Here is a 20,856-nt window from a genome sequence, read left to right as displayed (position 1 = left end):
CACGCCCGTCGCGGACATAGGGCAAGTTTGCTTTGCCTGGTCGGACGGGACCAACCGCTTTGGTCGAGAGCACCACATCCTGCCTGCGGCCGGTTTTGCGCAGCCAACTGCCGATATAGCGCACCGACAGACCCGTATGTCCCGACGCGGGGTGGTACAGGGTACATCTCCGCCGTGTCGACAAAGTTTACGCCTGCATCGAGAGCTGTTTCGAGTTGCGCGTGCGCCTCGGCTTCCGTGTTCTGCTCTCCCCAACTCATCGTACCCAAGCCGAGCGCGCTTATCTTCAGGCCGCTGCGGCCGAGTTCGCGATACTGCATTTCAAAGCTCCTTTTCGTAAGCGGTCATGGCTTTCAGGGCATCAGACGGCGCCGCAAGAGCGTTGCTGAAAGGAAGAACGGCAATGCCGCGTAGAGGCAAAGCGTACCGATATGCAGGCCGACGCTTTCGGCCGGCCGGCCGAGCATTGCTGGACGAATGAGGTCGATCGCATGTGCGAGCGGCAGGAAGTGCGCCATTTCCTGAAATCCGCCTGGCAGTTGTGCGACCGGAAAGACCGCGCCGCACAGGAACAACATGGGTGTGAGGACGAGCGTCTGGTAGAAAATGAAATAGTCGTAACTGGGTGCAAGTGCCACGACGACCATCGCCACGCTCGCGAATGCAAACCCGGTCAGCGCGATAACCGGCAGCACGCAGGGGATCGAAGTCCACGTCGCATAGCCGAGCATGGTGGCGACGATCAAAATTCCCGTCCCGGCCAGAAACGCCTTGGTGGCGGCCCATGCCAATTCGCCGAGGACGACATCGCCGAGCGTCATTTGTGTGTATAGGATTGCTTCCCAGCGGTGAGATTGCATCCGAGCGAAAGCCGCATAAATCGTTTCGAACGTCGCGGAGGTCATGGAACTTGCCGCAACCATGCCGCCAGTCAGAAACGCGATATAGGGAGCCCCGTCCACGCGACCGACCATTATTCCCAAGCCGAAGCCGAGACCGAACAGATAGATCATCGGATCGGCGAGATTGCCGAGTATTGACGCAAGCGCGACCTTCTTCCATGCCAGAAAGTTGCGGCGCCACACAGCAATCCAGTTCCAGGCGTTAGCCGGCAGCGTTGTCGCGTAACCTTCACCCATCGTTCATTTCTCCATCTCGCGCCCGGTCAGCCGCAAAAAAACGTCCTCCAGATTCGGCGGACGCTGCAAAAGACGCAGGCCCGTTCGCCCGCGCAGCTGCGCCAACACCGGCTCCGGATCGGACGCATAACAAAAGAGCGTCTCGCCGCTCACCTCGAACCGTTGCGCATAAGGCCGGATCGCTGAATGCAGTTCATGCGGATTGCCGCCGTATATTTCGATCACCTGGCAGCCGATCTGCTCGTCGACAAGCGCGTGCGGACGGCCCTCGGCGATGATGCGCCCTTTCTCGATGACGCATAGGCGGTCGCACAAACGTTCAGCCTCTTCCATGAAGTGGGTGGTCAAGATGATCGTCTTGCCGCGCGCCAAAAGCGCGCGCAGGCGCTCCCAGATCAGGTGGCGCGCATGCGGATCAAGGCCCGTCGTTGGCTCGTCCATGACGAGCAGCTGCGGGTCGTTGATCAGCGCACGTGCCAGTGTCAGGCGCCGCTTCATGCCGCCGGACAGCTCGGAAACGCGTGCATGCGCCTTGCTCTCAAGACGCGCGAACTCGAGCAGTGACGGAATGACCTTTTCGACCTCGCGTGTGCCCATGCCGAAATAGCGTCCGAACACCAGAAGATTTTCGCGCACAGTGAACTCGGCGTCGAGGTTGTCGAACTGAGGGACGACGCCGATGCGCCTGCGTGCCAAGCGCGCGCGCGCCGGCACCGGCACCCCGAGCACGCTGATCTTGCCGGAGTCAGGAAGGGTCATGCCGAGCACCATGCGCGCAATTGTGCTTTTTCCCGCGCCGTTCGGCCCCAGCAGGCCGAAGCACTCTCCCGCTGCAACGGAAAACGACAGCTCGTCGACAACGGTCCTTCCGCCGTACGACTTTGTGACGCCGGCAAGTTCGATTGCTACCGCGGACATGTGCTCATCTCATGTTGGCTGCGACGCCAACCGGCGCCAATTCAGATACCCGCTCCTTGGTGAAGAGCACGCCGTTGCACCATACATGTTCGATGCGTCCCCATTCGCAGGCTGCGGCAGCATCCGGGAAGAAGCCACGTCCATGGAGGTTTGCACTCGTATTGCAAAGCAGCGGGATGCCTGTGAGTTTTTCATACTCGATGAGGAGTTCGGTAACTCCGTGTTCAGAGCTCCTGGAAATGGTTTGCAAACGTGCAGATCCGTCGAGATGGACGACAGCGGGAATTTTGTCCTTCCACTCCGGGCGCGTCTGGTGGTCGAACAGCATGTAAGGATCGGGCGTTCCGGGACTGAATATATCCGGCGCCCGGTCCTCCAGGCATATTGGCGCCACCGGCCGGAAGTGTTCGCGAAATTTGACTTCGTTGAGATAGTCTTTCATTTGCGGCAACGTCGCGGCTGCGAGAATGCTTCTGCCTCCGAGCGCCCTCGGTCCGAGCTCGGCGCGCCCAGCAAGAAAGACAACGGGCTTATTGCTGGCGAGGATCGTGGCGAGTTCTGATATGCTGCACGGGGCAGCCTCCCATCCTTGCGGCGCATCGCCATTTTTCAAAGCCGGGCCGCTGTAGACCGACCACTCCAGCGGCACGAAGCCTTCATGCACCGCCATGGCGCTGCAGGCGGCACCGATTGCAGAACCACTGTCGTTCGGAAATGGCGGAACCCAGACGGCATCGAACAGGCCTGTCGCACGTAGGGCACTGTTCCATTTGATGTTGAGACCACAGCCGCCGGCTATGCATAAATTTCGCGGCCCGGGCAAAGAGTGGCGCTTCATGGCAAGCGCCATTTCACCGACCAAGAGAAGCTCGAGGAAAGCATGGAATGATGCAAGCACATTTTCGGGCGCCTTATCCTCCAATCGGACCACGCTGGCATCGAAGAAATCATGCACGGCCACAAGGGAAGATTCAGCGTCGTTGATGTTTGCGCGGTAGCGGCAGGCTCGCTCGGAATCGCCTGAAAAGTGCTCCTCATAGAGCTCTTTGAACACCGCGACGATGTCTTCATCAATCGAACCAAGCGCGATATAGGCCATCAGCTTGCCGGCGACACCGAGGTCCCAGCCCGCGCGGCTTGGCTGCTTATATGGCCCGAAGTAATGGCCCGCGGCCGCGTATGCTTGCCCTATCATCGGGAATAAGGATTCCAGGAACCGGGCTCCTTGGTCATCGACATGATAGAGACGCGGGAAGATGCAGCCATCCCACACCAGGCAGAACGCGGGTTCGCGAGCCTTGGCGAACGGACTGGTGCAGTATGCGGAGGCCACGTGGCCGGTCACATGCGGATAGCTCTTATAAGAAAAAACCCGGTCGTTGAGAATGAGGCCTGTACCGTCGATCGAATCGAGAAGACCGTCGGCGTGGCGTTCAACGTACGGCGCCCCCGTGAGAGTGATGGGAGCTGCGCCACTGAGGACCTGGAAACGCGACTCGATCTCACCGTCCCATCCGTCGATGACGAACTGATCGACATCGCGTGGATTAAGACCGTGTTCCGCCAAAGCGGTGACAATTGCGTCGAGATTGTCGATGGTTTGATATCGGCGATTGTTGTCCTGCTTCTCCTGCTCAATGCAGAAGACTAGCCGTCCGTCCTCGATAAGGGCGATCGCCCCGTCATGGGTGAGCTTTATACCACAGATGCGCATAGTGTCTCCATGTCTAAGGGTCGAAACTTCGATTGATCAGGAAGAGGAAACCGGATTGCGGAAGCGGACGAGCAAGCAGTCTTCGTTGTCTGAATCCCCCTGTAGCTCCAGACGCTCTACCTCGACCAACATGTCTTTCAGCATGGCGATGACCGTCTCAGCGCCGGCAGCATGACCCCAGCGCCGGCAATTCGCATCGCGTGCCGAGCCGAAAACCAGATGCCCGCCCGGCGCAAGCATGCGAAGCAGGTTGCCAACTGCCATTCGCATCTCGGCAATGTCTCCGAGGTAATAAAGAACTTCTGCAACCACGATCAGATCGAAAAGCTCTTCAGAGGAAAACTGTTTAACGTCTGAGACAACCCAGCTGATGTGTGCCGGCATGTTCATCCGTCGGCGCGTTCGATCAATTGCTTCTGGCACGACGTCGACAACTGTGAGGCGCCGGCAATGGGGCGCCAGTTTTTCCGTGAAGGCGCCGGCCGCACACCCGACTTCGAGTGCGTTTGCGATGGGACCTTCGGCAAGCGACAGCAGGAGCATTTGCGCGTGACGCTTGCGTTCGAACGGATTACCGTCGAGGCGCCACGGATCGTCTGCAGCCAGTTCGCGATTTAAAAGTTGATAATTGTCGTGCATTTTCAAGCCCGTCTACCTTGATAAAGCGATCATCGCTGGTCGGTGCAAATGCCGTCATATGCCATCGATCTGGTCGCATCTCTCGCAAGATTGTGCCGGCGAAGCGGAGCTTCATTTTCCTGTAATTCTCGTGGGCTTGATCCAGCAATCGGGTCTTGGATGGCATCCAGCTTTCCACCCTTGTCTGGTGCTTTGGCAGCAGAGCCGCGCGACAACCAATCGCTATTGCTCAACGTACAGAGCGCGTAGGCCTTCAAGGGCAGCAGGAAAAAGATGTTGAGGAAGGTATGCAGCGAGAATCCGATAAATCGAAATTGGCGGGCACGGACCGCTGCGACGCTGCAGCGGATCATGGTCATCGATGCGATCATCAGGCATGTCCACCAGGGCACGGTGCCGGTGAGTGCGAACTGCGTAAGTCCGGTTAGCACCGACAGGGCGAGCAAGAGCGGTCCGAGGTTCTGACCAATGACGTCCAAAGTGAGAAAACGGTCAAGACCAGGCAGAAGGTTCATTGCAAGCAACGTGTCGCGGAAAGTGCTGCGTGCCCAGCGAAGTTGCTGACGCAGATAAGGGCGCAGCTTGTTTGGAACAACAGTTGCCGCGATGGCGGTTGGAACATATTCGGTTCGAAATCCGGCTTTCAGCATGAGGATCGTAAGATGACGATCCTCGCCGAAGTCGCTTCGTTTTCCCCGGAACATTTGCGTTTCGTACTGGTCAAGTAGCATCGTGAGCGCAGTCCGGCGGTACATGGCGCATGGACCACAGCAGCACATGACTGCACCGAAACGAGCCTGTGCCGCCCGCTCCTCATTACAGGCCAGCCAGTATTCCATATCGATCAAACGGGTCAACCAGGTCTCGTGGCGGTTGCTCGCAGCCAGCTGGCCCATAGCCGCGCCAATCGCCGGATCTTGCATCTTGAGTGCAAGTTTCATGACGACGTCTGAGGCGAGAATGGTGTCGGAGTCGACGTTGAGGACCAAATCTCCAGAGGAACGGCGTATCGCCGCTATCTGCGCCTTGCGCTTTCCAACATTCTCCTTGAGCAGAATGAATGTGAATCTTGGATCGCGTGCAAATGCCGTGTGAACGGGCGTGATGGCGTCGCGATTGCTGGAACCGTCATCAACTACATAGACATTCAGATCCCCGGCGTATTCTTGCTGCGCGATGGACTCCAGGCAATCCCAAAGAGTGCCCGGATCCTCGTTGAAGGAGGGTATAATGACATCGACGCTCGGCCAATGCGCCGAGCCGATCGGCTCTGCTGATGTCGATGGTTCATTGGTCGGCCGAGCATAAACGACCTGCATGCTTTTATAAGCCGTCGAGAGCAGCGCATAAAGCGAGATAGCGGCAGTGCTGGTTGTGTCGAGCAGATTCATGGATATCGCTTTCAGTGATGTTGAGGAAGCGAGCGGATTACAAATCCGCGGTCGCGCACGACTGGAATGATGCGAGAGAGTGCCATGATGGTATGATGGCGCAGACTGCTGTCTGTGCTCGGCTCCGCCTCGCTTGGAGGACATCCATCGTGCAAGAGAACGATTGCCCCGGGACGGATAGAGGCGAGCACTGCATCGACAATCGCCTCGACGCCAGGACGGGACCAGTCTAGGGGGTCCACCGACCAGTGGACGGCCGCCAGCCCTGCGCTCGCCGACACGGAAAGAACGTCTTGGGTCCAGCTCCCATAGGGAGCGCGCATGTATTGCACCGACGCCTGCGGACATGCGGTCCTGATAGCCCTGCTCGCCTCGGATATCTCATGTTCTATTTCGCCGGCGCTGCAATTGGACAAGTCGGGATGGGTCATCGTGTGATTGGCGACCTTGTGGCCTTCGGCGATCATTCGCTGGATGAGTTTCGGCCGCTCGGCCGCGTAAGTTCCGATAACGAAGAAGGTTGCGGGCGCCTGATGTTCCGCGAGCACGTCGAGGACTTCCGGCGTGCAGAAGGGATGAGGTCCGTCGTCAAACGTCAGATAGATGCTCGGCTGGTCGGTAGCGTCAGCGCACGTATCGTGCATTTCGTATAAGCAATCGAGGTGCGTCATAGCTCCGGTCCGTTCCGATCGATCACAGTGCCTGCTGGCCAATCGGAGATGGATCCTCCAATCGGCAGCACGATGACAAGCGCGTCGTCAATGCGTGTGGGCGGCTTGTCGAGGCGCGCCTCCGGTAGAGTGGAGCACACACGAATCCCCGATAAGATCGTTACCGGACCGTGACGGCCGAACCTTTCGATATGCTTTTGCAATGCGGGCCGAACGGTGCCGAACGCAAAGGGAACGGCGAGTTCGCGCAGTGTCGGAAGCATGGCGTGAATTGAATGCCCGATCCCTAATCCCTCAAGATCCGGACGGACGCCATATAGTCCGAGCTCACCCACCAACTGATCGATTGCGCCAATCTTAATAAATCGGCGCAGCAAGCCTAGATGAGCCGCGACACCATTAGCATCATAGCCGATCAGGCGAAGTTCGGGCCTTGCTCCCGCCCAGCTTCGACTGCCCTCGAATGGTTTTGCGTTAAAGGGCCCGGTTGGCCCATAGGTCATCCGAAAGAAGTCGGCGAGCTTGACATGCTCGGCGAGTTCCAACTCGTTTTCCCAGCACAGTCTCCACCGCACCTTTGAGCGCATGCAAAGACCTCCTTTTTCTTGCTGTAGTTCTGAGGGAAACATCGTGTGATTGCAGCAATGGCTCGTCTTCCGCACGTCATACGCGCCATTGACGACCGCAGCGGCAAACAATCGTGATAGTAGAGCCTTTCTCTTCCGCTCGCGTCTGAGATGATCAACTCTCCCAATACTTCCGACCTTCCTCAGTCGTTCGTAAGCTTGCGCCGATGTACTCGTCTGCTAATCGACATACTTGTCAGGTTATCGACATTTTTCTCATGCACCATCACGCCGAATCGGTAAAATTGATTGTTTGGATGGCAACCATCCACATCTTGGATGACGGAAAAATGCGTTTTAAAGGACTGGACTTAAATCTTCTTGTTGCGCTCGACGCATTGATGACGGAGCGTAATCTTACGGCCGCGGCACGCAGCATCCACCTCAGCCAGCCGGCGATGAGTGCCGCTGTTGCCCGATTGCGTGTCTATTTCGAGGATGAACTGTTTACGATGAATGGTCGCGAACTTGTCCTGACGCCGCGTGCGGAAGGGCTCGTTTCGGCCGTCCGAGAGGCTTTGCTGTATATCCAGCTCTCCATCATTTCCTGGGAGCCGTTTGACCCTTTTCAATCGGATCGCCGTTTCAAAGTCAGCCTTTCCGATTTCCTCACACTCGTGTTTATGGAAAAGGTCGTGAAGCGTGCTGCGCGGGAAGCCCCAGGCGTGAGCTTCGAATTTCTGCCCCTCGCCGATGACTATGACGAGCTTCTGCGCCGTGGCGAAGTCGATTTTGTCATTCTCCCGGAAGTGTTCATGCCAACTGGGCATCCTCGAGCGAAACTGTTTGATGAGACACTCGTTTGCGTGGGCTGTCGCACCAACCAAGAGCTATCACAGCCGCTTACATTCGATAGATACATGTCCATGGGGCATGTCGCGGCCAAATTCGGGAATTCACGAAGGCCCGCCATTGACGAGTGGTATTTGCTCGAACACGGTTTCAAGAGACGTATCGAGGTCGTCGTGCAGGGCTTCAGCATGATCCTGCCCGTTCTGTCCAATACCAATCGCATAGCGACCGTGCCGTTGCGACTGGCGCAACATTTCGCCAAAATTTTGCCCCTTCGGATCATGGACCTTCCACTGCCACTTCCCCCATTCACAGAGGCCGTTCAATGGCCTGCGCTTCAAAATAGTGATCCGGCAAGCCTGTGGATGCGCGGGATCTTATTGCAGGAAGCATCGCGCCTTACCTTACCGTCCGAAGAGCATTGAGTGCGGATATGCCAACAATGTTGCTGCAGCCCATCTCATGCGGAGTACTCGCAAGATCGACTTAGAGTTTATAAGGAAGAGAGGTCATCGAGGCACCTGACTTTCTAAGAATGTGGCATGTCGTTCAGAGGACGGTGCACGCAGATTGGCAGGAATGTCTTTAGTGCTGTCGATAGAACGCCGGTTTCGGCAATCGGTGCGAGTCTGCAATCGCCAGCAGATAAACATTTCTGGCTAGCGCTGATATGCGCTTTGGATGGTGCATGATGGCAAAATCTCTGCCGACGAAGCGCGGTGGGCATCCTTGGCTGCAGCCGAAGAAGCTGGAATACCGTTCTTTAATCAATGCTGACGCGGCTGAAAACGCGCGTAAGTATGGCGGTTCCCCTGCCGCGTGTTTTTTTGAAGGCTGCGAGAGTAGGAACGCACCTGAATCGGCCGGTTTCACCGCATGGCGCCTTCCGTTTCCTGCGCAACATCGCAAAGCCCAGAAGAACCGTCATGATGGATCTACTCCAATCGGCGCGACGCCTTTCCGTCATTTGCTGCCGTTAATTTGGTTTCCGATTGCGATTTCGACAGCATTGCGGCATTCAGGGTCGTCCGCCGCCTGGCCATCATTTTCGCCGCAGGTCTCGCCTATGCGACCTAACAAGCTGAACACATCCCGCAACGTCTCTTCGTCGAAGGCCCGCAATTTTTCGATTGATGCCAATAGCAGAACCGCTTTGGCTTCGGTCCCACCCCACAGATGGGGTGCTGCTGGCGCGATAATTTCCTCCGGAGTGGCGTCCAGAACCTCACAGAGATGAATCAGCCGGCACACCGTCAGACGGGAGACTTTATTTTCGTAGCGACCGTAAACCTGTTCGCTGAGACCAAGCAAGGGCGCCAGTTTCGAGCGAGGCAGTTTTCGTCTGTCGCGGGCGCCGCGAAGACTGGTGCAGATCTGTTCTTCCAGTTCCGCGCTAAGCGCAATTCGCCCGTCAAAGGGCTTCCGATAGACTGGTTTGTCTATACGTGGGTCAACGACCTGCTGTAAACCGAGTTCTTTAATCCACTGCTTCAAAGATGGACCTGCCATTGCTGAGACTGAAGGTTAACGCACAAGACCTCTTTTATACGGAAAAATGTTGAGGTTAAAACCTGTAACGCTGCATTTTTGATCTTTTTTGGCGCATCTTTCTATCAAGCGAATTCGTGCCACGTGCGTAGATTCTTGATATTATCCTTATTTCTCAATACATAAAGAAAGCGGCACCAGCCTCTCTTGGTGCCAGAACGTGCAAAGACCGCGCCAAATTGGGTTATCATCATAATCCGAGCGGGACCGCACTGGCATGGCGTTTCCGACGGATCCAATTTCGTGAGAAACGCACCAAATGCCATTTTCTAGAATCTGTTGCGTGGCTAAAACGGCTCTCTGCCGCTTGGGTCTGATAGTCGACATACGGGAAAGCGATGTGGGCATCAGCCTCAGAAGGGCATCGCCGACGCCCCGGTCACAAGTCGGCACGAGCGATCCAGTTCACACAGCACTACCCACCCAGTACGACTACTGAAAATTGCATATTCAATTCAAGCATGCGCCGACTAACATACTGCTTTTTAGCTTTTTGCTCAAAAAACGCAAAATATATTTGGCGCGCCTTCAGGCTTCCTCGCGCCAGCGATCCTGTGAAATACCAGCCTTATCCATCTGATTTCACCGCAATTCTTTCGAATCTCGCTACCCTGGAAAGCTGTCCAGATTGCGAAACGCGTGCCAAATTGGCGCAGGCGGCATTTACAGCGCCTTTTGAAATCAGCATATTGCGCCGCGTCGCCGCTATCTAGGGTTGGTGTTATTGACCCTCCCTTCTCGCTCATCTCCGTGGGCACGAGATCGCTTCAAATAGAAGGCTAAAACAAATGAAAAATATCGTGTACGTGTTAGAATCAGACACCGCCCTGTTTCGGGCGGTTGAGCTCCAGGACGGAAGCAGCATCGCTCCGATCTACGACTTGATTGGTAGCAGGCTGATCGAGATGATCCGCTTTGACGATATGCACTCGCTGTTCTTAGACGAAGAAGCGTTGCGTGATGGGCTAACCGCCTTTACAATCTTTGATGGCTACCCAAAGCCTCTGGCGGGGAAAATTGTCCTTGTGGGAGGCGACGGCGGACAACCTTATCGTTCCCCATTGATCACGATTGCGGATGCGGCCGCACGTTTTCAATGTTGCCGGCCGGTGCTCGATCCAGTCTTTGTCACGGCTGACGATATGACGCCAAAGGGCCTTATACTTGCCGGGGCACTGGCAAGCTTGCAAGTCCGCATTGATCGTCGCTCTCCTATGCTCGAAGAGAGCGCAACTTGCGAAAATCGCGGCTTGATACAATAAATCCGACCGCCACGCTCACGAACGTTCCCGCGGGCGTGGCGGCAAAGGCTTAAGCACTCAGTTTCAGCTGACTCACTCATTTGGAAAGCGGCAATCCTTTGATGGATTTGCTGCGGTGGCGCTGCAGCTCAACATGCTGGGAGATCTCAGGGAGCTCCGGAAAACGCGCACACCGTTCGCAGGTCTGAGATGGCGATCCCACGCACCTCAGGTAATCATCGCTCCAGGAGATTAGATCTCAAACCCCAACGAGGGATGGAGTTTAGGTCGACAGCGGACGGCACAATCCTCCCGCCTCTTCTGATAGCCCCCGGGTCGATAATGACCAGCCGGGAAAGCGGGCCATCGCTATTCGTCCAACTATCCACATTTCGCACTCTGATCCCCAACGGCAAGTACCGGAGGAGTATTGCGTTTTCGGTCAAGCGTCATCGGCTCGATGTCCGAGCATCCGGCAAATTTTCGAGCTCCTGTCCATAAGGCGAACCAAATAGGATCGGTCAGAACCGCATCGAAATTGCGTTCAGATTTTCTTATACCTAGCGATATCAAAGACTTAATTTAGAAATTGTTCGGCTGCGACCTCAAGTAGCAGCTCAAATTCGTACATATCTTGCGCCAAATTGATTTGTTGAGATATGCTTTTCTCGTATTGACCGCAAACATCCCGACGCGTGGGTCGGGTTTCAAATGGAGAGACAAAACCGGCCAGAAAAAGAAAACCGCTCCCGAAGAAATCCGGAAGCGGGTCTGTAAGAGAATAAATTAGCCAAAACCTTTCTCGCAGACCCTTCCTTCCTTGTCAACAAAAAACACCAATTTGGTGGACGGCGGAGCTTTGCCTGGTCCCGAACGGAGACGAGGACATGGAAGATATAACCACCTGCCAGCGGCCGGTCGGCCGTAAGATCACGCCTCAAAGGGCCGAATTCCGCCGCTTGGCAAAATCGGCAAAAATCGGAATGGTGACACGTGCCCAATTGGCGGTGCTTGCTCAAAACCTGACCTGCACAGGCCTGATAAATGGAACGGAAAGCCATCTGTTGCTGATATTGATCAACACCGCCCCCGCCGATGCTTTCGAAAAGTCGGGGCGGCCAATAGTGTTCAAATCGAACCGACAATTGGCGTTTGAGGTCGGGCGTTCAGTCGGTCGGGTCAGTCGAATGCTCTCCAGGCTTTTCGATCTGGGTTTGATCACGATGCAGGACAGTGGAAACTATAAGCGATATCCTATCAGAAACAGTGACGGCGACATAACAGACGGATGCGGGGTCGACCTTCGAATACTGGTCCTGCGATATGGCGAGCTTAATCGCCTCGTAAAAGATATCCGAGCGGAGAAGAAGGCGACCGAAGCCGCGTTGCGACGATATCGCGGCGCGTTGCGCAATATCCGTTATGCCCTCGCTGTTGCCGCTGATGTAAGTGCGACGGTGCGCCAACGCGTCGCCGACCGCGTCGAGCGCATCAGTAATTATATCGGAATTGCGGCCAAAGCGTCCAACCGGATGCTGCGTCGTGCGACTTTCCTTCTTGAATGGTCTATGGACCAACTGATGCAGCTTGACCCGCGACCTAAAGACCAGCTCGGGGCAGTTAAAACGACATGCTTACGTGTCGAAAACGACATGCAGAAACAGACTACACTTCCCTATCAATCAGTACGTAGTAATGTTCAAGAGGGTTCGGCACATGGCGGACAACTCAGTTTTCCAAAAGCCGGCGCCGCCGGCAGATCGGCTTTCGAACAAACCGCGACGCGGCGGCGAGGCTCAATCAGTGAGCAGGAGCCTCAGCGGCAGGCTCTACTTGCGCTTAAGGATATCTTGCGGGCGGCACCGGCGCTCGGGGAGCTTGGATGCACCCCCAAAAACTTCCAGGAGCTTGTTCGGCTGACTCCAATGTTGTGCCGCTTCGCTGGGATCTCAGAGGATGCCCGTCGCGGCGCCGTCGAGACAATGGGCGAACAGCAAGCAGCCGTGGCAGTGGCAGTTACTCTTGAAAAAGCAAATCGGCGGGAGGTCAGTTCGCCTGGGGGATATCTGCGCGCAATGGCCGAGCGCGCAGCCGCGGGCAGATTGCATCTTACCCGCTCGGTCTTCGGTCTGGTGGCTCGCCGCGACCTTGAGGAAAGCACTCGAACCGCCGGGCAAACTTAACTGGTGGGTCACGCTTTTAAGAGGTGCAGCGTTCTAGTCGACACTCTTCATGCGCCACGATCAAAGCGATCGACGATATCGGCGCATGCGGCGTCCAACCGGAAAACGAGTAAGTGAAGGATCCACGCTTCTATGGTTACGTCGCCTGGTTCCCTCAGAAAGATGATCATGGAAACCACATCTGCGGCGAGATCGTCGGTGAAGACCGACGCTGGCCGTTGGCGGAGTGCCCGTTAAACAAGTCGAGCATACCCGCGATTAATGTCTCATCAGCTCCCGTTATCTTGGGGCATAATACGCTTCAACAGCCGAACGAGATCGCGCGTTGCGTCGCTCGGAAGGGTTCTGATAATTCGATCCAGAGTGAGACGATCCTCGGCTTCCTCAGGCGTGCGCCCCCAAAGATGGGGTGCCGCTTCATAGAGCATGTCTATGGGCATGAAGCCGAGAATCTCACAGAGATGGATCATTCGGGTGACCGTCATTTTCGAAAACGCCCGCTCGTAACGTCCGTAAACGGGTGTCGACAGGCCGAGCATTGGCGCAAGATCCGCGCGAGAGAGGCCTTCGGCCTCGCGCGTTTTTTTTAAAAATGCACTGATCAGTTCTTCCATATTCCCTAATGTCGCAACGTTCCCGTCAAAACCGGGCTTGCGGTAGATCGGCTTGTCGACTTCCGGATCGGTGGTATCCACGAGGCCTCTCGAACTTTTGTAACTTTCTAGATCTTGCGTCACCGCCTGTCCCTATTTTTCAACAATCGCTGGTCAAAGTGGATCACCTTGAACGGACCTGAACTGCTTGCCTTTGCCACTTTGCGGTCGTCTTCTGTCCATTCCGAAGGACATAATCCGGTTATAACAACTTTAAAGAGTTTAGCCAATTTGCTTCAGTAATCCGATGCACGCTGAAGTCAAATCACGGCTGCGAGATCGGCGGTCGGGATCAATTCAGCGCCAAACGATTGCTCGCTGCGACAATCTCCAAGCCATCACGATCGCCTTGAAATGCAGCCAAAATTCGCGAATACACCCCTGAAGCTCCTCAATGGAACCAGCGGCAATCGGCATTGGTTCCGATGTGAACGGCCGAGCCAACGGTCGACGCATCTTCGTGTCCGCTTATATCCCATTTGGTTAGCAGGAAAAGCAGGATGGTACCCTGGTGATGGTTTTGCCCAGAGAGCCTTATCGGTTATCCCTCTCCGGTTGTTGCGTGAAACCAAGCGATTTCTGATGGCCGGCTTGCTCGCGCGAAGCGGACGGACAGCGCGTATCTTCAAAGGACGAAACCGGTCGGCGGGCGCATCGTAAAGCTCGCAGAGCGTCAAAGCGAAAGGCTTGCCGCGGGCTTTCTGGGGGCTGGGCGGCTATGAGCGAGGCGCTCGTCTTCTCTGGTTGGTGTCGGCCATGCCGTGCCGGAAAATGCGGGGATTGAATCGGGGCTCGGCCTAGGACCCGGCTCAATCGAGCGCCGGACCGGCATCCCCGCGCCACTGCGTTGACGATGCCGAGACGCTCAGCGGACTTGCGGCGAAGTCCGCTGAGGCTGCCGTTGACGACTGCGGCATCGTGTGTGACGACATCGCGCTAACCCTGCTTCGCACACCGCATGGCCTTCGAAAATAGGGGGCGATCGATCTTGCGGAGCATGTTCCGGCTTCGTCATGGGTTGACGCTTGCCGGCGGCGCTGTCCCGCATCAGGGACGACCCAGGTGGCGGCCAATAATCTCAGCCGCCGGATCAATCCGGCCGAGGGACTAATGCCTTTTCTTTTCGCGGCTACTATCGGCGCCGTCGTGTTGGCGCCGTCAGGCTATACGGAGAAGACATTCTGGGCTTGGATCTCGCCCGTGGACGACAGCCGCTACGATCTGATCTCCATTCCAGCCGGCGGCAGCACCTGGCTCTTCGCTCCGGGCACGGTGGCGGAGGATTTCCTGATAATGATGCGGGACGGTCGTGCCGTTCAGGCCAATGCCCGAATGTTCGACATCGTTACCGACAGGATCGGCATTGATATCCGCAAAACTCCTGCTGACAGCACGGAAGGTGGCCGTCGTCCTACGGTCGCGCCATAAGTTCCAGGCAAGGACCGGAAACAAGCTGACGTAGGCCCGCCACACCATGTCCCAGAAATGAGATGCGCGAGCGCAAATGGCGATTTTTCAGCCCGAAGGCTGCAACGTCCTGCATTGCACAGGTCGCGCCGAGCTAAGATAGTCGGGCAACATGGCCCGAGAGCGAACGAAGTGCCTCAGGCTTCCTAATGTCGACCATTCGCGCATGTCGCAGGCTGATTATGCTTTGTTCCTTCAACTCGCTCATCGCACGCGATACCGTCTCGATGGTCAAGGCGAGATAATCTGCAATGTCCTGCCGCGACATAGCCAATCTAAACTGTCGTGTGCCTCCCAGGCGCTCGCAGAGATCCAGCAAAAATACGGCGACCCGTTCAATCGCAGACTGCCGTCCGATAAGCAGAAGGTGTTCCTGAGCGCGTTCCATAGCTTCAAGAGCAAACGCAAGGAGTTCCGGCAAATGCTGCTGGGCAGGGCCCTGTTCAAACGCGACTATTCTTGTCAGGGCGAGCGCTTCGGCAAAATAGCGATGCTGAGCGCCGGCTTCCAAGCCGAACATTTCCCCCGCGACATGGAAGGAAACGACCTGCCTCCCCCCGTTGGGAAGGATACGACATATTCGAACAGCTCCGGCAGAAACCTGATAGCACTTTTCGACGTTCCCGCCCTGGGCGTATATCTCTTGGCCGCGCTCATATGTCACGACGAGGTGCGCTCCCGGAATTTGCGGCCCCACAATTTTCGCCGGCGTGATCGAAGTCTGTGCTGCAGGCATTAATTTGGGATGCATCTCGTATTCCCCATGTTCCAGGGAAAGATTGCCGGTTCTTATGGGAGCGAGTAAATTCGGTTTCATCACTAAGGGTAAACACTTAAACGGCATCTCGTACGGTTCGCCGGCGCTTTATTCCGATCCCTTTCGACGGGTATTCATCACAAGAGGCAGAAGCTCGTCGTCCTCATAAGAATCGTATCGCCGGGTCAGAAGGACCATGCGGCCAGTTATTCGGTAAAGACTTCCATTCGACGCGCAGGAGGCCGCTCCCTGCGAAGTCCGCGGAAACGCTACCGAAGTTACCGATTTTGTGGTTCCGCCCCTCGCTGGTAGAGAGCGTTTTTTGGTTTCAGCCCAAGACATTGCGGAACTTAGGCGCATAATCCTTCAACCCGCGAAGGCTAAGGAACTCGGCGATGACGACCAAATACAGAGTTTCTGGGAAAACCGGATGCCATGACGCGACCTTTTCCGTTCGGACGATTCCGGCAGGACGCCGAATACGGCGAGATCAATGCCACGAAACTAGGCTGTGGTGACGATTTAACTATTTGATCCATAGCATGATGCTTGCAAGCTTGATGAAGCCGAGGAAGTGGGCGGCGAGCTTGTCGTAGCGTGTTGCGATGCGCCGCCATTGTTTGAGCTTGGAAAAGAAGCTCTCGATACCCCATCGTTGCTTGTAGGCGAGGCGATCGTAATCATGCTGATGCTTGCGGTGACGGCGAGGTGGAATGACCGGTTCGCCGCCATGGTCGAGGATGATGTCATGCAGGCTGTCGGCGTCGTAGGCACGATCCGCAAGCACCTGCTTGGCTGGCAGCCCTCGAATGAGGTCGCAGGCGGGTGCCATGTCGTTTTGTTGTCCGGGACCGAGTCGGAAGCGAACCGGCAATCCCAGCGCATCGACTACAGCATGGATTTTGCTCCCAAATCCGCCTCGGGAACGGCCGAGAGCCTGGGTTTGCGCCCCCCCCTTTTTCGACGTCCACCAGCGGCCTGTGCCTGCGCCCGGATGACTGTGGCGTCGATGGACAGCCATTCCATGTCCGGATCGGCAGCCACAGTATCAAAGATCTGGTCGAATACGCCCTGTTCGATCCAGCGATAGTAGCGCCGCTTGACAGTCTGATAAGGACCGAAACGATCTTCGGGTAGATCGCGCCAGCGTGCACCAGAGCGGGCAAGCCACAACACCGCATCGAAGAATCGGCGACCGTCGCTACGAGGACCACGCCGGCCCTTACGGCCACCCGGTACAAACGGTTTCAGCCGCTCCCACTGATCGTCTCGAAGTGTCTCGCCATCCATCGCTAACCTCCAAAAGCTAGCGTTGAATCTGATTTGAGCCTCAGATGGAATCCAAACCGTTAATTTGTCACCACACCCTAGTACTACAGTTGTAAATGGGAGCAAATCATGATTCTCTTCAAGGAGTTTTTTGAAGGGGCTGCGGCATGTCTGTTTCGGAATGGTCGGGTTCGGGGATTTCCTGGGAAGGGGAACTGTCGGTGCTGAAGGCGCGTCTTGGCGTGGTGTTCCGACGTTCTGAGGCGCGGGAGGGCTGCGGGGCATTTATCGACGGGCTTTTATCGGGGATTGAGCGCAAGACGGGCTGGCTTCTTTCCGAGCAGGCCGGCCTTGGGCGCCCGTGGCGAATCCAGGCCCTGCTGGGGCGCTCGCAATGGGATGCGGACCGGTTGCGTGACATCGTTTGCGATTACGCCATGGAGGCGCTCGGCGATCGATCGGGCGTGCTGGTGGTGGACGAAACCGGTTTTTTGAAGAAAGGCACCCATTCGGTCGGGGTGGCGCGGCAATATTCGGGCACCGCCGGCCGGATCGAGAGCTGCCAGATCGGCGTGTTTGTCGCCTATGCCAGCCGCTTTGGCCAGACGCTGATCGACCGACGGCTCTATCTGCCGGAGGCGTGGGCGAAAGACCAGGCGCGGCGCAAGGCGGCCGGGATTCCACAGGAGACGGAATTCTTGACCAAGCCAGCAATGGCGCGCGCCATGCTGGCACAGGCGCTTGATCGCGGCGTGCCGTGCGCCTGGGTTCTGGCCGATGCGGCCTATGGCGGCGATTACCAGACGCGCCGCATGCTCGAGGAGCGCCGACAGCCTTATGTGCTTGCGGTGCGCTCCAACCATACCTTGCGAATGCTGACCGATCAGGGGCTGCTGCAGACGGACCCGAAAGAGATGGCCGAGGAACTGCCCGTTGCGGCCTGGACTGCTTGTCCTGCCGGCGAAGGCGCCAAAGGATTGCGTCTCTACGACTGGGCCCGGATTGCGCTGCCTTATGTCGTCGAGGAAGGCTATGCCCGCTATGTCCTCATCCGCAAAAGCCGAACGGATCCGCGCGCCCTCAGCTACTATCTGGTTTTTGCACCCGCCGAGGCTACGCTTGCGGAACTGGCCGGCGCGGCAGGATTGCGCTGGACGATCGAGGAATGCTTCCAGCGCGCCAAGGACGATCTCGGCCTTGACCATTGCGAGGCGCGCTCCTGGCATGGCTGGCATCGCCACATGACGCTCGTCATGGCGGCCGCGGCCTTCCTCGCCAAGCTCGGCGCCGATCTACGCCGTTCGGCCTGCGGCAAACCGAACGAAACGAGTCCAAATCCGAAAATCGCTGCCTGACGCGCAAGATCAGGCTCATCCCCACCGTCGCCGAAATCCGCACGCTCATCGCTCGGCTGATCATGCGAAAGCCCGCAAAGCGGGGATTCATTCTCGCCTGGTCTCTCTGGCGACGAAACCATCAGGCGCAGGCCATGCTCGCCCACTATAGAAAACGAGGTCATTTACAACTGTAGTACTAGAAGGGGCCATCCGCTACCGCAACAGCCATACGGACGAGATGCGGGAGGCTTTTCGCTCTCATTTTCGACATGACGCGGGCGCGATGAACCTCCACCGTGCGGCGGCTAATATTCAGATCATGTGCGATCGACTTGTTCGGAAGGCCGGCCACGACGGCAAGAAGCACCTGGCGCTCCCTCTCGCTCAAGGTTTGGACGCGCGCTTGAATGGCGAGGATCTCGTCGGCGTTAGTGTCAAAAACATGTAAATGGTCCGACGCTCGTTCGATCGCCTCGATGATAACGCCATCCTCGCAGGGTTTCTCTATGAAGTCGACCGCACCGGCTTTCATCGCCTCAACTGCCATGGGCACATCGCCATGTCCGCTGATTACGATTGACGGAATCGAGATCTTTTTCACACTAAGCTGACGGATGAGATCGATACCCGACATCTCAGGCATTCTGAGATCCGTAACAAGAATTCCGTTGTGGATGCTCGGGGCAAAGGAAAGAAACAAGGCGCCCGATTGATGCACCTTGACGGCATAGCCGTTCGTGGCCAGCATGAAGGCAAACGATTTGCGCGCCGGCTCTTCGTCATCGACAATATGGATCGTATAGTCAGTTGTTTTCACACGTTTGTCCTTCCGCATAGGCGGGAAGCGTGAACTGGAAAGTAGCTCCGCCAGCCGCGTTTTTCGAGACTGTCATTTCACCTCCATGGGCCTCGACAATACGTTTCGATATCGCAAGGCCTACACCCATTCCAGTTGGTTTTGTCGTGACGAATGGCTCGAAGAGCTCCGCGGCAATTTCTTCCGGAATGCCTTCGCCGGTGTCTTCCACGATAACGGCGACTTCACCCTCCTGCGTGGGCATCGTGCGGATCGTAAGCTCGCGATGCTCGACGTGGCGCATAGCTTCTATGGCGTTTCGCATCAAATTGATGATGACCTGTTCGACCTGAACACGATCGACCATCACCATCTCAGCGCCGGGCACATATTCGAATACAGTCCTGATGCCGTTTTCTCGGGAACCGACAAGCGCAAGAACACCTGCCTCCTCCACCAGCGTGCGAATGTTTTCGAGGGCCTTTTCCGTTTCACCTGTCGTTACGAACTCCCTGAGATGTTTGATAATTTTTGCCGCTCTAAGGGACTGACTTTCAATCTCCTGCAAAGCGTTTCTCATGCCCGTTGGGACACTGTTGTTTATGTCGCTCATGAGCTTCGTACACCCGCAAGCATAATTTGTAATCGCCGAAAGCGGTTCGTTCAGCTCATGCGCGAGGGCGGATGCCATTTCGCCCATCTCGCTTAGGCGGGCCAATCTTGCCAATTCCGCCTGGATTCGCTGCTGGTGAGCAGCGGCTTCTTCCCGCTCCGTAAGGTCTCTTAGGAAGCCGATGAAAAATAAGTCGCCACCCGATTCCAGCCGGCTCACGGTTAACTTGAGGGGAAACGTCGATCCGTTCTTCCTGCGTCCGACAACCACTTGATCTTCGAAAACGCACTTTTCGCCGGTTCCAAGTTGCCATTGCATATGGTTGCGGTGGTCGGCACGATAAGGGTCAGGCATCAGCAGTCGCAGGTTCGCACCAACGAGTTCTTGTGCGGCATACCCGAACTGCCGCAAGACGGCGGCGTTGAAGAAAACAATTGCGCCATCGCGGGTAGTGATCACCGTCGCATCTGGCATTTTGTCCAATATCGATGTCAGATGCGCAGTGCAGGCTGTGGGGGCAATCTCCCTCTCGATGATGGCGTGTCTTGTCGCCTGCAACGCCTCTCCGAGACAAGCAATCAGAAACACTGCTACGCCAAAGGAAACCAGTTCAAAGACCGTCGGATCAGCCCCATCGTGCAGCCGCTGAACAAGGACATCAGCACCAAGCGACATGCCGGCCGCGAGGGCAATCGGCTTTACTCCGCCGACGATTGCAACCATGAGAATAGCAGGGATGAACGGCAATAGGTTAAGATCGTCGCTAGTGAACTGCGACAGGGCCAGTCTCAGTGCGAGAACGCCTAATGGAGCAGCGGCAACGACACTATAGGCGACGATCGGTCTGCCCCGCCACCGGACGAACATCCAAGCGAGCCCGCCAGCGCCTCGTGAATGCATTTCGTGGTCTACCAGGGGATAAGGTATTGTCATCATGCCGCACCCCTCACTGGCAGATCAAAAATAAGCTGCACTCTCGTCATCGACTATGCTGCGCCTCCTTTTGCGTCGGCGCCACGATTTTGAAAATAATTCAAAGAAATCCGACGCGCTCTTTGTTGTCGATCAAAGAGCTATGCAAAGCGTGTGCCTAGAATGCCCG

At 56.4% G+C, this 20,856-nt stretch carries 16 protein-coding genes and 2 pseudogenes; 5 read left to right on the top strand and 13 right to left on the bottom strand.

The window, feature by feature from the left end; all coding sequences use genetic code 11:
- Nucleotides 1-353: 353 nt before the first annotated feature.
- The 7 genes and pseudogenes from QA648_RS33100 to QA648_RS33070 form a co-directional block, all read right to left on the bottom strand.
- Complete coding sequence (locus QA648_RS33100) at nucleotides 354-1,139, bottom strand: ABC transporter permease (RefSeq protein ID WP_283054699.1); 786 nt, start codon at nucleotides 1,137-1,139, stop codon at nucleotides 354-356.
- A 3-nt stretch (nucleotides 1,140-1,142) separates the two neighbouring features.
- Nucleotides 1,143-2,057, bottom strand: a complete 915-nt coding sequence (nodI, locus tag QA648_RS33095) for a nodulation factor ABC transporter ATP-binding protein NodI (RefSeq protein ID WP_283054698.1) — start codon at nucleotides 2,055-2,057, stop codon at nucleotides 1,143-1,145.
- Nucleotides 2,045-3,771 (bottom strand): annotated as a pseudogene (gene nodU, locus QA648_RS33090) (nodulation protein NodU). Before nodU ends, nodI begins: the two are co-directional and overlap by 13 nt.
- 36 nt (nucleotides 3,772-3,807) lie before the next feature.
- Nucleotides 3,808-4,525: pseudogene (gene nodS, locus QA648_RS33085) on the bottom strand (nodulation methyltransferase NodS).
- Nucleotides 4,440-5,801, bottom strand: a complete 1,362-nt coding sequence (gene nodC / locus QA648_RS33080) for a chitooligosaccharide synthase NodC (protein ID WP_283054695.1) — start codon at nucleotides 5,799-5,801, stop codon at nucleotides 4,440-4,442. Before nodC ends, nodS begins: the two are co-directional and overlap by 86 nt.
- Before the next feature lie 11 nt (nucleotides 5,802-5,812).
- Nucleotides 5,813-6,472, bottom strand: coding sequence for a chitooligosaccharide deacetylase NodB (gene nodB / locus QA648_RS33075; RefSeq protein ID WP_283054694.1), 660 nt, complete (start codon nucleotides 6,470-6,472; stop codon nucleotides 5,813-5,815).
- Nucleotides 6,469-7,059, bottom strand: a complete 591-nt coding sequence (locus tag QA648_RS33070) for a NodA family N-acyltransferase (protein WP_283054754.1) — start codon at nucleotides 7,057-7,059, stop codon at nucleotides 6,469-6,471. The genes nodB and QA648_RS33070 overlap by 4 nt, the downstream gene beginning before the upstream one ends.
- A 329-nt stretch (nucleotides 7,060-7,388) precedes the next feature.
- On the opposite strand from QA648_RS33070, the gene QA648_RS33065 reads away from it, so the two are divergent.
- Complete coding sequence (locus QA648_RS33065) at nucleotides 7,389-8,315, top strand: LysR family transcriptional regulator (RefSeq protein WP_283054753.1); 927 nt, start codon at nucleotides 7,389-7,391, stop codon at nucleotides 8,313-8,315.
- A gap of 538 nt (nucleotides 8,316-8,853) precedes the next feature.
- Here QA648_RS33065 and QA648_RS33060 read toward each other — a convergent pair.
- The gene (locus QA648_RS33060) at nucleotides 8,854-9,399 is read right to left on the bottom strand and encodes a helix-turn-helix transcriptional regulator (protein ID WP_349254338.1); all 546 of its coding nucleotides are present in this window, start codon (nucleotides 9,397-9,399) and stop codon (nucleotides 8,854-8,856) included.
- 827 nt (nucleotides 9,400-10,226) lie between these two features.
- Here QA648_RS33060 and QA648_RS33055 point away from each other — a divergent pair.
- On the top strand, nucleotides 10,227-10,700 hold the full coding sequence (locus QA648_RS33055) for a protein psiB (protein ID WP_283054692.1): 474 nt from the start codon (nucleotides 10,227-10,229) through the stop codon (nucleotides 10,698-10,700).
- Between the two features lie 866 nt (nucleotides 10,701-11,566).
- On the top strand, nucleotides 11,567-12,862 hold the full coding sequence (repC, locus tag QA648_RS33050; RefSeq protein ID WP_283054691.1) for a plasmid replication protein RepC: 1,296 nt from the start codon (nucleotides 11,567-11,569) through the stop codon (nucleotides 12,860-12,862).
- A gap of 269 nt (nucleotides 12,863-13,131) precedes the next feature.
- Here the strand turns inward: repC and QA648_RS33045 are convergent, their stop codons facing one another.
- A complete protein-coding gene (locus QA648_RS33045; protein ID WP_283054690.1) occupies nucleotides 13,132-13,599 on the bottom strand; it encodes a helix-turn-helix domain-containing protein in 468 nt (155 codons plus the stop codon).
- Between the two features lie 1,026 nt (nucleotides 13,600-14,625).
- Between QA648_RS33045 and QA648_RS33040 the strand changes: the two genes are divergently transcribed.
- On the top strand, nucleotides 14,626-14,943 hold the full coding sequence (locus QA648_RS33040; RefSeq protein ID WP_283054689.1) for a hypothetical protein: 318 nt from the start codon (nucleotides 14,626-14,628) through the stop codon (nucleotides 14,941-14,943).
- Nucleotides 14,944-15,076: 133 nt separating this feature from the next.
- On the opposite strand, the gene QA648_RS33035 is transcribed toward QA648_RS33040, so the two are convergent.
- Nucleotides 15,077-15,733 (bottom strand): helix-turn-helix domain-containing protein, encoded by a 657-nt coding sequence (locus QA648_RS33035; RefSeq protein ID WP_283054752.1) that lies wholly within the window; start codon nucleotides 15,731-15,733, stop codon nucleotides 15,077-15,079.
- Between the two features lie 532 nt (nucleotides 15,734-16,265).
- Nucleotides 16,266-17,029, bottom strand: a protein-coding gene (locus QA648_RS33030; protein ID WP_283054688.1) for an IS5 family transposase whose coding sequence is annotated in 2 segments (ribosomal slippage) — nucleotides 16,266-16,687 and nucleotides 16,687-17,029 — 765 coding nt in all. Because the reading frame shifts where the segments join, the coding sequence is not laid out codon by codon here.
- A 146-nt stretch (nucleotides 17,030-17,175) separates the two neighbouring features.
- On the opposite strand from QA648_RS33030, the gene QA648_RS33025 reads away from it, so the two are divergent.
- Nucleotides 17,176-18,363 carry an IS701 family transposase gene (locus QA648_RS33025; RefSeq protein ID WP_283052815.1) on the top strand — a complete coding sequence of 396 codons (1,188 nt, stop codon included), beginning with the start codon at nucleotides 17,176-17,178 and terminating at the stop codon, nucleotides 18,361-18,363.
- A 178-nt stretch (nucleotides 18,364-18,541) separates the two neighbouring features.
- Here the strand turns inward: QA648_RS33025 and fixJ are convergent, their stop codons facing one another.
- Nucleotides 18,542-19,180 (bottom strand): response regulator FixJ, encoded by a 639-nt coding sequence (gene fixJ, locus QA648_RS33020; RefSeq protein WP_283054686.1) that lies wholly within the window; start codon nucleotides 19,178-19,180, stop codon nucleotides 18,542-18,544.
- Nucleotides 19,149-20,654 (bottom strand): PAS domain S-box protein, encoded by a 1,506-nt coding sequence (locus tag QA648_RS33015; protein ID WP_283054751.1) that lies wholly within the window; start codon nucleotides 20,652-20,654, stop codon nucleotides 19,149-19,151. The genes fixJ and QA648_RS33015 overlap by 32 nt, the downstream gene beginning before the upstream one ends.
- Nucleotides 20,655-20,856 lie beyond the last annotated feature (202 nt).

The sequence above is a fragment of the Rhizobium sp. CB3171 genome (genome assembly GCF_029714265.1).
Taxonomy (GTDB): Bacteria; Pseudomonadota; Alphaproteobacteria; order Rhizobiales; family Rhizobiaceae; genus Rhizobium.
This window is presented reverse-complemented; position numbering and strand designations above follow the sequence as displayed.

Coding starts and splice junctions, on each gene's coding strand:
- QA648_RS33100 (WP_283054699.1), bottom strand. CDS start 1,139: ATGGGTGAAGGTTACGCGACAACGCTGCCGGCTAACGCCTGGAACTGG.
- fixJ (WP_283054686.1), bottom strand. CDS start 19,180: ATGCGGAAGGACAAACGTGTGAAAACAACTGACTATACGATCCATATT.
- nodI (WP_283054698.1), bottom strand. CDS start 2,057: ATGTCCGCGGTAGCAATCGAACTTGCCGGCGTCACAAAGTCGTACGGC.
- nodC (WP_283054695.1), bottom strand. CDS start 5,801: ATGAATCTGCTCGACACAACCAGCACTGCCGCTATCTCGCTTTATGCG.
- QA648_RS33040 (WP_283054689.1), top strand. CDS start 14,626: ATGCCTTTTCTTTTCGCGGCTACTATCGGCGCCGTCGTGTTGGCGCCG.
- QA648_RS33070 (WP_283054754.1), bottom strand. CDS start 7,059: ATGCGCTCAAAGGTGCGGTGGAGACTGTGCTGGGAAAACGAGTTGGAA.
- QA648_RS33055 (WP_283054692.1), top strand. CDS start 10,227: ATGAAAAATATCGTGTACGTGTTAGAATCAGACACCGCCCTGTTTCGG.
- QA648_RS33065 (WP_283054753.1), top strand. CDS start 7,389: ATGCGTTTTAAAGGACTGGACTTAAATCTTCTTGTTGCGCTCGACGCA.
- QA648_RS33015 (WP_283054751.1), bottom strand. CDS start 20,654: ATGCATTCACGAGGCGCTGGCGGGCTCGCTTGGATGTTCGTCCGGTGG.
- nodB (WP_283054694.1), bottom strand. CDS start 6,472: ATGACGCACCTCGATTGCTTATACGAAATGCACGATACGTGCGCTGAC.
- QA648_RS33060 (WP_349254338.1), bottom strand. CDS start 9,399: ATGGCAGGTCCATCTTTGAAGCAGTGGATTAAAGAACTCGGTTTACAG.
- repC (WP_283054691.1), top strand. CDS start 11,567: ATGGAAGATATAACCACCTGCCAGCGGCCGGTCGGCCGTAAGATCACG.
- QA648_RS33035 (WP_283054752.1), bottom strand. CDS start 15,733: ATGCATCCCAAATTAATGCCTGCAGCACAGACTTCGATCACGCCGGCG.
- QA648_RS33025 (WP_283052815.1), top strand. CDS start 17,176: ATGTCTGTTTCGGAATGGTCGGGTTCGGGGATTTCCTGGGAAGGGGAA.